Source organism: Saccharomonospora sp. NPDC046836 (assembly GCF_040645195.1).
Lineage (GTDB): Bacteria > Actinomycetota > Actinomycetes > Mycobacteriales > Pseudonocardiaceae > Prauserella_A.
The window spans coordinates 1-11,672 of sequence record NZ_JBEYXW010000068.1; the positions used below are offsets into that span (position 1 = coordinate 1).

Here is an 11,672-nt window from a genome sequence, read left to right on the forward strand (position 1 = left end):
CGAACTGGACCTGACTGCCGGCCTCTCGAAAAGGCGCGCTGAACGACGCGGCGTGCGCTCAACTGCCGGGGCCAGGTCGTTTCGCATCGTAGCCACCCCTGGCCCCTGGCCGGGCCAGAGCGGTCAGCTATCAGTTCCGCTAGCTGCTTGGCGGACGGCTCGCCTCTAGCTGGCCAGTCCGACCATCTGCACGCCGACCCTAGTCGCTGGCCTGCATGAGCAAGTCGTCCCGGATGCCGTCATAGCGTTCCTGAGTCTCGCGGATGATCGAGATGAGGAGCATGACGGCGATGATGCAGTGCCCTGGGCTCAGGTGGGACAGGGGCAAGTGGTGCACAACAGCGTGCCGGGAGAGGGTCGTCGGGACCGCATCGCCCTTACCTGGGTCGTACGGGGTGTAGAAGGCATTCAGCGGTGCCAGGACGTACTGGTGCTTGGGCAGGTAGTCGTTCGGCTTCTTCGTGCCGGCCTTCTGCAGCCTCTTGTGAGCACCTCGCCCGCGAGGGACGTGTGTCAGGTTGTGGAGCATTTGCTCGACCCCGGCGACGGCGAGGCACGCGGCGGCTTCACGGTGACCGTCGGACCATGCCGCCATGGCCTTCTCTCCTGCCTCGACCTCACCGGCGATCCATTCATCGGTGCACTCTTCGAGCTTGAGGCGGCACAGGGCTTGGATGCCGTCTTCGCTGTCCACCAGGACGGCAAGCTTGTCGTCGTGGTCGGCACCCGCTGCGGCCAGACTGCTCAATGTCTGGGCGGGCGTGATCCAGGCGACCGGTATGCCGTGTTTCTTGGCCAGGACGAGTAGCACGTCCATCTGCACTGCGCTGCCCCACCAATTCTCGTGCCGCGCCACGGTGTAGAAGTGCGGCATCCGGTGGGTTCCGTGGGCAGCCGGGTCGTACGTGTCCCAGATCAAGCCCCAGTCCCGGAGCTGGGGAAAAGTGGCCGTGTAGTGGCCTGCGGAGGGATCGCTGAAGGTCATGAGCTGATCGTTCCCTGTAGCCGCAATCCGTGTGGTGGAAGCAGCAAAAGAGCGCGTGTGTGCGGCAGTGTGGGCACTGAGGGAGGTGACCCGTCGGCCTGATACCGGGAGCGGTGCGCGGCACCGGACGACCCCGAATTGCCGCCCGGCGCGCTCATCGGGCTGGCCGAGTGTGGGAACCCCGCGGACGCCAGGCTGCTGCGGCCTCTGCTCGCGCACCCGGCGGCCGGGGGTGCGGGCGCGAGCGGTGGCAGTGATACGGGCACTGGACTGCGCGGATGCCAAGCAGTTGTGGCCGCTCCTCGACGACCCTGCTGCCGGGGTCGTCCGCGAGACTGCCACGTCCCTGCTGCCCTCGGCCAAGGAACTGTCCGCTGACTGGCTTTTGGTGCGCACCAACGCCGAGCGGCCGCGGCACGTCCGCGTCGCCGCATTCCGGCTGCTCGACGCGCGGCGGCACCGTGGCGCTACGGGCGGCGGTCGGTCTGTTCGAGGACCCGGATACGAAGCTGCGCACCTGGGCCGCGCAATCAGTGCAGCGCTGGCATCCGTCGCCGTATGGGCGGCGCGGCGACGCGGAGGTAGGTGAACCGCTCGACCGGAGCCGACAACTCTTCAGCGACCACGTGCTGCGCCGGCGCAAGTGGGAAGCCGGGGTGGAAAGCTGGCACTGCACCGCGGCCAGACCGCTGCTCAGCACTTGCCGTGGGGGAGTGAGGCCCGATGGAGGTTTGGCCCGGTGCCGTCGAGGGCCCGCGGGAGGCCGCCGAGACGCCTTCGCCTGCGCGCCGAGGGAAGGCGGGTGCTGGCCCCATCGGACGGGGCCTCCGCCCGGATTTTCCTCTACCACGGCTGAGGATGAAGGCCCGGCGTCGTCCCCGGTGAGTATCCGGTAGTTCCTTCTGGTTCAGGGCCTCTCCACGGACTTCTGCAGGCCGGCAATAGAGTTATCGGCATGGCGAAGCGCAAGGTGCAGCGGCGGGCGCGGAAGATCCTGGGCGAGGACCCTGTGGCCCTGGTCTGGTGTGAGATCCACAGGCGCATCCCCCAGCCGCCCAAGGACATCCACCGCGCCGCGGGTAGCGGACGCCTGAAATCACGCCACCATTGGCTGTGGTACGTCGGTGCTGTGGTGTTCTGCGTGGTTGTCGTGCCGGTGATCTTGATCGACAGCCTCGGCCGGCACGTTGACCGGTGGCTGTGGGGACGGGGCCGTGGGGCGCAGGCCGGACAGCCGCGGACTCCGTCCGCCCCACAGCGCTCCGGTCGGCGTGGCTCTCGTGAGAGCGAGCGCGGGCACGACCCGACCGACCAGGTCTTCGACGGGGACTGGAGCTTGACTGCGGGCCAGCTGCTGCTGCGGTGGTACGGATACTCGCCCAGTCCTCAGCGCCTGGTCATGCTGACCCGCGACCGTATCTGCGTGGCTGCGTCCCCTCGCCGCCGGCTGTCACCGACCAAAGCCGACGACTTTCAGGTGGTCACGGAGTTCACTCTCGACCACGCCTGCATCGAGGGTGACACGGGCCAGCCGCGCGGGTTCGCTACCTTCAGGCTCGCCTTTGCCGACGGCTCCTGGCTGGAGCTGGGCCAACTGGGCGACCCGGAAGACGCAGATCACTTTCTGCGCACTGTCAGTGGCTGACCAACGCGCCGGCTGCTCAGCACGCTCCTCCCTCGCCCCTCGCCCCTCGCATCGCTGGTCCGACCCCCGCGTCGAGGAGCACCTGGCGGAGCAGGCGCGGGGCTGGACGACACCTACCGGGTCGCCGCAGCAGGCCAAGGACGTGTGCCACGGTGAACGCGCCACCATCCACCAGGCGCACCGCGACGGGACGGGGTACCAGCTCGGCACGCTCGGCCTGCTCCCTCAACGCCGTCGTGCTCTGGAGGACGCGGGACAGGAGCGCAGCCCTTCGTACGTGGTCCAGCGCAGCTCCTCGAATTCTGCGAGAGCCGCTCGTAGGCCGTCCTCGGTACCCGGGTCGCGCGGGCTGCCGTCGAGGAAGTAACTGTCCACGTCGCCGGCCAGGCCCGGGAGGCGTCGGTCGGCTCGCCCCGCCGAATACGTGCGAGTAGTGCCGGTACCCGGCGAGCTTTCCCTTGTTTGTCCAGGTGACGCAGCGTGGCCTGCCCGGCGGCTCGCGCACGGCCGTTCAGACGCAACATTAGAGGGCCACTGGGACGGCCTCGATGCAGGCACCGCCTGTTGGTGCAGGTGGGGCCTCCTGGGCGAGCCGGTCCCCGACGGCGGCACCTCTCTCCGCGTAGTAGGGAGAGAGATGTGGTCACCTGGCGTGCGGGGGTGGCTACGGTGGCGTGGTCGTGTTCGTGATCAGAGGGGGCTCGGATGTACAGGCGGTGGAGTGGCGCGGCCGGAGCGGTGGTCCTGGCGGTGGTCCTGACAGGGTGCTGCGGGGAGACGGCCCTGGACTCGGACCGGAAGGCGGCGGTGCCGGAGGCGAGCGCGGAGTCGTCCCCGTCCGCGCCGACGGACCCGAGGCCGACCGAGGAGCGGGCGGTGCTGGCGGCGTACGAGGGGATGTGGCGGGAACTCGCTGTGGCGGTCCAGAAGCCGTCAGAAGGAGGCACGCGCATCGAGGACTACGCCTCGGGGGAGGCACTGGCGACGGTCCGGCGGGACGTGCGGACGATGCGCGAGGCGGGAACGCGGGCCAACGGCCGGCTGGGGCATGAGCCGGAGGTGACCAAGATGGACCCCGGGGCGTCCCCGCCCACCGCAACCGTCAGGGACTGTGTGGACCTGAAGGACTGGGAAACGACACGCGACGGCACGCCGGTCCCGCTGCCGAGCGGACAGCCGATGAGGTACCGGACGACGGCCCAGGTGGAGCAGTGGGACGACGGCCGGTGGCGGGTCATCACGTACACCCAGCACGGGGAGCAGGCGTGCTGAGGCGTACCGCCCCGGCCGCCGTCCTCGGCGGTGTCCTCCTGGTGGTGGCTGGCCCTCTGGTACCGACTGCGGCGGCGTAGGGCGGGGTGTGTGCGACGTGCTCGTGATGGCGGTCAGCGTGTGCGCCGGGGACCGAGCCGAGCGGACGGGCTCGGCGGGCGAGCCGGGCGGCAGGCCGGTGGGCAAGCCTGCCGGCGGCCAGGGCAAGCTCGACGGCAAGCCCACCAAGAGCAAGCACCAAGAGCAGGAGGGGACGTGCTGTTAAATCCCGCGGGTCGTGCGGTGGTCAGGCCGTGGGCGGCGGGCAGGGCGGGTGACGCCCACAGCAGCCGTCCGAACATGCAGGGCGGGCTCGTCGACAGCGGCCAGTGAGCCCGGCAAGCCGCGCACCCGGAGACCCACCGACCGAGAAGTGTTATCCCCACGCGCTACACGCTGCCCACCCAAGCCCTCGTCAACGCCGGTGGCGCCAGTGCTGGTACACCTTCAGTACCTCGTAGCTCCACACGCTGAGCTGCTCATCCGGGGTACCGCCTGCGGACAGTCCGAGCTGTTCGGCGATCTGCGGGAAACGGGGATGCATCTGCCGGTCTCCGACCGTGACCAGCGCCGAAAGCAACGGCTCGCCCTTCTGACGGTCCTCATCGACGAGCCAGAGGACGACGCTCTCGTCATCGCGGTGCAGACGGGGAAGCGCGGGCAGACGTTTACGCATGGCGGGCCAGCTGATGGTGCCACGGGCACGGGCGGTCTGCTCGAGCACCGGACGCACATCGGTCGCGATCTCCCACAGCCGTCCTGCCAGTACCGCCGTCGGGGACTCGACCCGGCTTGCCGTCTGCGGGCCCGGCACACAGGGCGCGGCCTTCGACAGCCGGGCGGCCGGCCCGCCCGTGTCGGCTTCCGATGACCAGACCGTCTCCCGACGTTCAGGTACCGGCTCAGCAGCCGGCCGCACAGCCGGAACCACACGTCGCGACGGGCGTGACACGGCCCGCGCAGATCCGCCCTGTGCGGCCTGGCGCCGTTCAGCCTCGCGCCAGCTCCGCGAAGCCAGAACCTCCTTGAAGGCCTTCAAACGGGCACGCTGCTCCCGGGTCGCGCTGGGTGGTGCCTGCGACGCCTGGTGCCAGGCGACCTCGTACAAGTCGGCGGCCTCCGCGACTGAGTGTGCGTCGACTGCCCGCTGCAGCTCGGTGAGGGTGCCGTTCAGTGTGCGGCGGACCGTGGCGACTTCCATGGGCGACAGCACGGGCTGGCCGCTGGTCCGACGCCGGAAGTCCGTCTGCCACGCCGAACCGCCGCTGAGCCGTACCCGACCATTCGACAAGAGCGCTTCCCCCTCGATGAGCCCAGGCCATCGCCTGTCGGCTGCCACAGCCAACGATGGTCACCAGCAGCGGGGCGCACAAGACCACTTCTGGTCGGCGCACTGTGGAAGGCCGAGCCCCACAGCACCGAAACGCCCCACTCTGAACAGATGCCGAGGGAATCCCAGGAGGTCAAGCGGGCACGGAAAGCTGCGGCAAAAGCCGCAGCACGCGCACGGGCCGCCCGCATCACCGCTGGCGAGACCGGCTACCTGAAACGGCTGGCCATTACACCAGCAGGGCTCTGGCTGCTTCTGCTGCACACGATCGTGCATGCACCGCCAGGTGCTTCACCAGATCGAACAGCGTCCACCCGGGGCAGGTCGGCACCTGCGCGTCGAGACCGGGCGCGGCGGCGACCACGGCGCGGAAGGCGGTCGACCGTTCATCGATCAGTCGCAACAGGTCAGGGAACTCAAGATTCTTTTCCACGCCGGGTGTCTATCACCGTGCTCCGGTGATCGGACAGCGATTTTCACAGTCGCCGCCGGTTGGCCATTGCGGACGTCCTCGCCTCCCACCGCTCGGGTGACAAGCTGCGCACTGCTGCGAGGACGCTGGTGATGGCGGTACGCCAGGCGTCGTGCCTATGGGTGCTCCGGCCTCGCCGTGCGGCCGGGCACCTCGGCGACGTGACGTCCACCCGGTGCGCGCGGTCATGCTGCCGCTCGATGTGATGGACGCGGAGGTCACGACGGCAGGGGAGGACCGGTCGGGTCGGGAGTTCAGGTGACTCCCGTTCGACCAGCACTCCTCAAGTTCGGAATAACAGCAGCCACTTAGGGCGTCCAAATCTCTGGCCGATGGCGCGACGAGCGTCATGGTAAAGAGTCGCTCCGAGGCGGAAGAGCTATTCCTTCGAACATATCAAGGAACTGGCTACAGAAACGCGTCTGGAATGGACGGAGTTGGAACGAAGCAATACTACGGAACTACTGAGGTTGAACTCGGGATGTCGTGCTGCTGGTCAGGCAGGTCGGATGGTCAGGGCGGTCTCGGTGAGGCAGCCGTCTATGAGGTGGCTGCGGTACTGGATGTGCCGCAAGCCGCGCCGGACGGTCTGGACGAGGTGTTCCGGGGTGCTGAAAGCGACGTTGGAGAGCCATCCGCGCCGTAGGAGGGACCAGATGCCTTCGACGGGGTTGAGGTCGGGTGCGTAGGGCGGCAGGTAGTAGATGGTCAGCCAGTCGCGGGTTTCGTGTGGACGTTGAGGTTGTCCCAGATGAGCACGAGAGGGCCGTCGAGCTGCTGGTGGGCGGCGATCAGCAGGTCCCGGTAGTCGCGCCAGGAGAAGCTCTTGCGCCCGTCACGGTTGCCGTCGTCCCGTCGCGGTCGGTAGATCAGCCTCGATCGGTGGCCGGGTTTGTAGCAGGTCAGCGCGGCGATGGATATCCGTCTGCGGGAACGGCCGCGGACCCGGACCACCGGGGTGCGGCCGCGTAGCGACCAGGTCTTCGCGTGCGGCGGCGTCATGGAGAAGCCGGCTTCGTCCTCGAAGACCAGCCAGGCCCCACGGGCCGCCGCTAACCTTCCGCGCGGGGCCACACCTCCTTGACCCACCCCGCGACCGCGTCATCGTCCCGCTCAATGGCGCGACGGGCCGGAACCTGGCAGGACCAGCCGTTACGCACCAACAGCTTCCGCACACCCTGGATCGTGTACGTCAGATGGAAGCGCCGGCCGATCACCGTCTTGACCCGGGCCAGCGTCCAGCGCTGGTCCTCCCAGCCATGCGCGGCCGGTCCCTTGGCCAGCTCCGCCTCAAGCCGCGCGAACTGCCGACTGCTCAGCCTTGGGAGGGACGCTGGCCCCTGCGACCGCAGGGATCGCGGGCCGCCCTCGGCCCATGCGTGACGCCATCGCTGGACCGAGCGGACACTGACCCGCAGATCTCTGGCGATCGCTGTACTGCCCTCGCCCAGGGCGAACCGCTCAGCCGCCCTGAGCCGTAACTCCTCGCGGAACGCCTGCCGTTCGGCGGTCAGCCCGCCCCCTTGTGGATACCGCATACCTTCGGTGATACCGCAGCCACCGGCCAGCCGTCACCCCCTACGACACCACGCGTTCAACCTCAGTAATACTCCAGCTGTAGATCGCGATCTTCGAAGTGCGCGGTCTGCCGGGCGGCGGCAGCCGCCAGCTTTGGACTTGGTGGCTGTGTCGGGCTGGCGCGTAGGGTGCCGGGATGATCGCGATGCCAGAGGAGTTCGCACGGAGCACCGTCGACCGCGAGGGGGAGGCCGGGGCGGTGTGGCTCGCCGAGCTGCCTGGGATCGTGGAGGAGTTGCTGGGGCGCTGGGGGTGTGTACCAGATGGCGAGGTCATGCACGGGGGTGTTGGCGTCATCGTTCCGGTACGCCGACGGGCTGAGGAGAGCGCCGTGCTGAAGGTGTCGTTTCCGCATCCCGGCAATGTCCATGAGCCGGATGCGTTCGTTGCGTGGGGCGGGTGCGGCGCCGTCCTGCTGTATGAGCGCGACGACGAGCACTTCGCGATGCTGCTGGAGCGGGTTCAGCCGTCGACCTTGGCGGAGGTCGAGGACGGCGACGAGGTGGTGACGGTCGCCGGGCGGCTCAATCGCCGCCTGGCCATCCCCGCACCGCCCGGCCTGCCCCGGCTGCGTGAGCAGGCTGATGCCTGGGAGGAGCAGCTGTGCAAGGACGCCGAGGAGCTGACGCATGCGCTGCCGCGTCAGGTGCTGGGTGCCGCCGTGGCGACCGTTCGAGAGCTGGGGCGGGCCCAGCCGGACACCCTTATCCATGGCGACTTTCATGCCCGGAACATCCTGCGTGCCGGCCGAGAGCCATGGCTGGCTGTCGACCCCAAGGGGTACGTGGGAGATCCCGCCTACGACGGCGGCACACTGCTGAAGTCCCGCGCGCTGACGCTCCTCGAAGCGGATGACCTGCGCAAGGCTGTCCACCGCGTCTTGGACGTCTTCGCCGAGGCCGCGGCACTCGACCGTGAACGCGTCCAGCGGTGGGCCCAGTTCCATGCCGTCCAGGCTGCGTTCTGGGGCCGGCGCCACGGTTTTCGTATCGCCCGCAGCGGACCACGGCTGGACTGGCTCACCGAATTCGCCGACCGCCTGGCGAAGTTGCTCACCGAACGCCCGTAGAGCGTGATGGTGCTGGCCGGGCCCGGTGGGTGGACGAGTCCGGCCACCGTTGATCATCGTGAGTTGTGTGGACTGACGATGAGATGGTGGCCGCAGGTCACAGCATAGATCCTGCCCGGTGGCGGGAGGCGTTCGCGGCGGCCATGGGCCCCGTCGCGGGCCGGTTCGCCCGATACGAGCCCCGCCTGCGAGCCGGGCGGCTGGTACTGGGCCTGCTGTCGGACCTGCCCCGCAAGAACTGCTGGACAATCGCGGGGTGGACCGGGGAGGCCAGCCCGCACGGCATGCAGCATCTGCTGTGCCGGGCCTCCTGGGATGCCGACGCCGTCCGCGACGACGTGCGCGAATACGTCGTCGAGCACCTCCACGACGAAGCCGCGGTGCTCGTCGTCGACGAGACCGGCGACGTGAAGAAGGGCATCCACACCGTCGGGGTCCAGCGCCAGTACACCGGCACAGCCGGACGGATCGAGAACGCCCAGGTCGCGGTCTACCTCGTCTACGCTGGCGCCCGGGGACACGCGGCGGAGGACCGAGAGTTGTACATTCCGCGCTCTTGGACGGATGATCCGGATCGCTGCCGGGCGGCGGGGCTCGGCGAAGACACCGTCTTCGCGATCAAGCCGGGCCTGGCCCTCAGGATGATCGAACGGTTCTGGGATGCCGGACACCGCGTCGACTGGGTCACGGGTGACGAGGTCTACGGCGGCAACCCGAGACTGCGCGCGGCGCTGGAGGAGCGCGGCATCGGCTATGTCCTTGCCGTGGCCTGCTCGGCCGAAATGGCCACAGGTGCAGGTAGATTCCGCGCCGATGCCCTGGTGAAGAAGGTGCCGAAGCGTGCCTGGCAGAAGCTCTCGGCCGGACGTGGTGCGAAGGGACAACGGTTCTACGACTGGGCCGTCGTCGACCTCGCCGCCGCGACCCCGGGCAGCCACCAGCTCCTGATCCGCCGCAGCCGCACTACCGGTGAACACGCCTATTACCGCTGCCACTCCACCAAGCCAGTCCCGCTGACTGTGCTGGTCAAGACCGCTGGCTCGAGGTGGCGTGTGGAAGAGACCTTCCAGGCCGAGAAAGGGCTGGCGGGGCTCGACGAGCACCAAGTCCGCCGCTACCGCTCATGGACCCGCTGGGTCACCCTCGTGATGCTCGCCCACGCCTTCCTCGCGGTAGTCCGTGCCGACGAACACGCACGCAGCCCCGCCCCGGACGGCTTGGTCCCGCTGTCCTGCAACGAGATCCAGCGCCTGTTCATCACGGTCGCCGTCCAGCCTCGCCACGACATGGCCTATCGGCTCGGCTGGTCGCACTGGCGACGGCTCCATCAGCAGCGATCCCTCACCAGCCATTACCGGCGACAAGCCGCATCCCAGACATGAAGATCGCGATCTACAGCTGGAGTACTAAGCGCGGAACGTACCACTGGGATGATCAACTTGGGGATGATGGCCGAGTCCTTGGGCACGGTGCCGGGAACCGCGATGGAGATCTCCCCCACTTGCAAGTGCACACTTTCGACGGCCCAATTGTTCGAATCTTAGGGAGTCCCGGGCCATGACCCGGCGGTGACGGGCGTCTTCGTCGTGCCCGCTTCCAACGGTCACGTGATGGCGATGTGGGTCGAAGACGGGCGGTACGTGACCGCCGCTGGCGGTCCGTTCAAGGCGCAGCTGCGGGAGATCCGCCGGAAGTTCGAGGAGGCCGGCTGGACGCTTGTTCCCGGCAGCGTCCGGGTGGTGACCGCCCGCCGGCCCGGCGCCTGATTCCCGCCGCGTCGCCCTCGGCCGCCGGCCGCAGCCGGGGGCCGGCGGCGACGCGGACCTCGAATCGACCCCCCGACCATACAACGAAGTGTTGTATGGTCGGGGGGTCGATTCTGTTTGGCCGACCCGCTGCCCCGCTTGGGGCGGGCCGGCTCTCCTTGTGCCGAAGGTGGCGACCATGGCGAACGACCCGAAGAGCGTGACCGGCGACGAACCCGGAGGCGGCGTCGACGAGCCACAGCAGAATGATCTGTGGGGGTACGCCGAGGTGGCCAAGGAGGCAGGCGTGGCTCCTGGCACCATCCGCTACTACTGGTCGAAAAAGAAGCACCTGCTGCCCGCCCCGCACACGACGGTCAACGGGAAGCCGCTATGGCGCCCCACGGACATCCGGGCGTGGGCCAAGAACCGGCTGGGCCGGGGGTACCGCTCCGACCTAGAGACCCCTGACGCCTGACCGGCTTCGTCACTGACAGGCGCGCCCCCACCAGGAGCTCCGTTCCCGCAACGGGCTCCCCGGGCGGGGAGCTGCTCCACGCCACCGAGCCCAGAAGGGCCGGGTCCCCCGAGGAGAACCCCCGGGGGACCCGGCCCTTCTGCTTGCCGCCGCACGCGCTGCTTCTGGTCAGCAGGAGGCGACTCCGAAGAACAGCCAGCCGGTGTGCTCCAGGGGCCCGTTCACCAGGGGCACCTTCATCGTGCCGGTGTACGGGCGGCGGGTGATCGGGTGCAACTGGTACGAGCCGGTCACGCCGTATGCGACCTCTTCGCCCTCGGCGAGCAGACCCCGCGCGGTGAGGACTGCGCGGGCGGCGTCCTCGTAGCTGCCCTCGAACCCGCCCGGCGGGGCGTCGGCGGTCGTGATGACGACCTCGACGGTACGCTCGCCGGTCAGGACGGGCACGGCACCGGCCGGACCCCGCTTGTCGGACATCGGGGAGTCACGGGCGGCCAGGAGCCGCCCGGCGTACTCGTTGGCCTCGTCCAGGGGCATCGGGGTGGTGGTGACGACGGTGACGTCGTCCTTCTCCGCGATGGTCCCGGTGTAGCCGCGGTTGCCGTACTCGTACCTGGCGTTCTCGACGGCATCCTCGAACGCCTTCTGGGCGTCCGTGCCGGTCTGGTACGTGATGAAGCCTTCGGCTCCCATGGTTCCTCCCTTGCTCGGGCGGGGGTGTCCTAACGGCCGGCCTGCTGGCTGATCGGGTTGGGGCGATTGGCACAGGCCCGGCAGTACGGAAGGCCGCCGCCATCTCCGTCGGGGCGGCCGCGCTTACGGCACAGGGTGAAGACGTGCTCCCCGTCGGCGGCGAGCTTGGCGGCGTCCTGGACGCGGCCGCCAGGGAGTCCGACGAGCAGGGGGTAACGGGGCTCAGCCATGGTTCTCCTGTCGAGGTGCGTACGGCCGGGGGTGCCCGCCAGGTCGAAGTCGTAACCCCACACATGGGACAGGATCTGCTCGCGGGAGAGCACCTGACCCGGATGCCGGAGGAACAGCTCCAGCAGCGCGAACTCC

Annotated in this window: 15 protein-coding genes; 7 read left to right on the forward strand and 8 right to left on the reverse strand. The window is 68.9% G+C overall.

Annotated elements, in window-relative coordinates:
- Positions 1 to 199: 199 nt before the first annotated feature.
- The gene (locus tag ABZ863_RS34020; RefSeq protein WP_030699964.1) at positions 200 to 985 is read right to left on the reverse strand and encodes a hypothetical protein; all 786 of its coding nucleotides are present in this window, start codon (positions 983 to 985) and stop codon (positions 200 to 202) included.
- Positions 986 to 1,940: 955 nt separating this feature from the next.
- On the opposite strand from ABZ863_RS34020, the gene ABZ863_RS34025 reads away from it, so the two are divergent.
- The 3 genes from ABZ863_RS34025 (at position 1,941) to ABZ863_RS34035 (ending at position 4,167) form a co-directional block, all read left to right on the forward strand.
- The gene (locus tag ABZ863_RS34025) at positions 1,941 to 2,630 is read left to right on the forward strand and encodes a hypothetical protein (protein ID WP_103506795.1); all 690 of its coding nucleotides are present in this window, start codon (positions 1,941 to 1,943) and stop codon (positions 2,628 to 2,630) included.
- Positions 2,631 to 3,335: 705 nt separating this feature from the next.
- Entirely contained in the window at positions 3,336 to 3,902 is a 567-nt protein-coding gene (locus tag ABZ863_RS34030; protein WP_358543752.1) for a hypothetical protein, read from the forward strand.
- 97 nt (positions 3,903 to 3,999) lie between these two features.
- A complete protein-coding gene (locus ABZ863_RS34035; RefSeq protein WP_358543755.1) occupies positions 4,000 to 4,167 on the forward strand; it encodes a hypothetical protein in 168 nt (55 codons plus the stop codon).
- Between the two features lie 189 nt (positions 4,168 to 4,356).
- Here ABZ863_RS34035 and ABZ863_RS34040 read toward each other — a convergent pair whose 3' ends face one another.
- From ABZ863_RS34040 to ABZ863_RS34060, 5 genes are all read right to left on the reverse strand, one after another.
- On the reverse strand, positions 4,357 to 5,280 hold the full coding sequence (locus tag ABZ863_RS34040) for a hypothetical protein (RefSeq protein WP_358543758.1): 924 nt from the start codon (positions 5,278 to 5,280) through the stop codon (positions 4,357 to 4,359).
- A gap of 220 nt (positions 5,281 to 5,500) precedes the next feature.
- Entirely contained in the window at positions 5,501 to 5,704 is a 204-nt protein-coding gene (locus ABZ863_RS34045; RefSeq protein WP_358543760.1) for a maleylpyruvate isomerase N-terminal domain-containing protein, read from the reverse strand.
- A gap of 535 nt (positions 5,705 to 6,239) precedes the next feature.
- Entirely contained in the window at positions 6,240 to 6,560 is a 321-nt protein-coding gene (locus tag ABZ863_RS34050) for a transposase (RefSeq protein ID WP_164179323.1), read from the reverse strand.
- Positions 6,452 to 6,817: a hypothetical protein gene (locus ABZ863_RS34055; protein ID WP_358543762.1), complete on the reverse strand. Its 366-nt coding sequence runs from the start codon at positions 6,815 to 6,817 to the stop codon at positions 6,452 to 6,454. Before ABZ863_RS34055 ends, ABZ863_RS34050 begins: the two co-directional genes overlap by 109 nt.
- Positions 6,796 to 7,281, reverse strand: a complete 486-nt coding sequence (locus ABZ863_RS34060; protein WP_164179269.1) for a winged helix-turn-helix domain-containing protein — start codon at positions 7,279 to 7,281, stop codon at positions 6,796 to 6,798. Before ABZ863_RS34060 ends, ABZ863_RS34055 begins: the two co-directional genes overlap by 22 nt.
- A gap of 176 nt (positions 7,282 to 7,457) precedes the next feature.
- Between ABZ863_RS34060 and ABZ863_RS34065 the strand changes: the two genes are divergently transcribed.
- From ABZ863_RS34065 to ABZ863_RS34080, 4 genes are all read left to right on the forward strand, one after another.
- Complete coding sequence (locus tag ABZ863_RS34065) at positions 7,458 to 8,390, forward strand: aminoglycoside phosphotransferase family protein (protein WP_358543765.1); 933 nt, start codon at positions 7,458 to 7,460, stop codon at positions 8,388 to 8,390.
- Between the two features lie 143 nt (positions 8,391 to 8,533).
- The gene (locus ABZ863_RS34070) at positions 8,534 to 9,772 is read left to right on the forward strand and encodes an IS701 family transposase (protein ID WP_164179325.1); all 1,239 of its coding nucleotides are present in this window, start codon (positions 8,534 to 8,536) and stop codon (positions 9,770 to 9,772) included.
- Positions 9,773 to 9,958: 186 nt separating this feature from the next.
- Positions 9,959 to 10,156: a hypothetical protein gene (locus ABZ863_RS34075; RefSeq protein WP_078539198.1), complete on the forward strand. Its 198-nt coding sequence runs from the start codon at positions 9,959 to 9,961 to the stop codon at positions 10,154 to 10,156.
- 178 nt (positions 10,157 to 10,334) lie between these two features.
- Entirely contained in the window at positions 10,335 to 10,613 is a 279-nt protein-coding gene (locus tag ABZ863_RS34080; protein ID WP_023423511.1) for a TetR family transcriptional regulator, read from the forward strand.
- Positions 10,614 to 10,781: 168 nt separating this feature from the next.
- Here the strand turns inward: ABZ863_RS34080 and ABZ863_RS34085 are convergent, their stop codons facing one another.
- Entirely contained in the window at positions 10,782 to 11,306 is a 525-nt protein-coding gene (locus ABZ863_RS34085; RefSeq protein WP_164179275.1) for a hypothetical protein, read from the reverse strand.
- Positions 11,307 to 11,335: 29 nt separating this feature from the next.
- A partial coding sequence (locus tag ABZ863_RS34090) for a winged helix-turn-helix domain-containing protein (protein ID WP_358543768.1) occupies positions 11,336 to 11,672 on the reverse strand: 337 nt, incomplete at its 5' end.

Bases quoted from the DNA above. Each gene is read 5' to 3' on its own strand.
- ABZ863_RS34025 (WP_103506795.1), top strand. From the start codon at position 1,941: ATGGCGAAGCGCAAGGTGCAGCGGCGGGCGCGGAAGATCCTGGGCGAG.
- ABZ863_RS34065 (WP_358543765.1), top strand. From the start codon at position 7,458: ATGATCGCGATGCCAGAGGAGTTCGCACGGAGCACCGTCGACCGCGAG.
- ABZ863_RS34080 (WP_023423511.1), top strand. From the start codon at position 10,335: ATGGCGAACGACCCGAAGAGCGTGACCGGCGACGAACCCGGAGGCGGC.
- ABZ863_RS34085 (WP_164179275.1), bottom strand. From the start codon at position 11,306: ATGGGAGCCGAAGGCTTCATCACGTACCAGACCGGCACGGACGCCCAG.
- ABZ863_RS34060 (WP_164179269.1), bottom strand. From the start codon at position 7,281: ATGCGGTATCCACAAGGGGGCGGGCTGACCGCCGAACGGCAGGCGTTC.
- ABZ863_RS34020 (WP_030699964.1), bottom strand. From the start codon at position 985: ATGACCTTCAGCGATCCCTCCGCAGGCCACTACACGGCCACTTTTCCC.
- ABZ863_RS34030 (WP_358543752.1), top strand. From the start codon at position 3,336: ATGTACAGGCGGTGGAGTGGCGCGGCCGGAGCGGTGGTCCTGGCGGTG.
- ABZ863_RS34070 (WP_164179325.1), top strand. From the start codon at position 8,534: ATGGGCCCCGTCGCGGGCCGGTTCGCCCGATACGAGCCCCGCCTGCGA.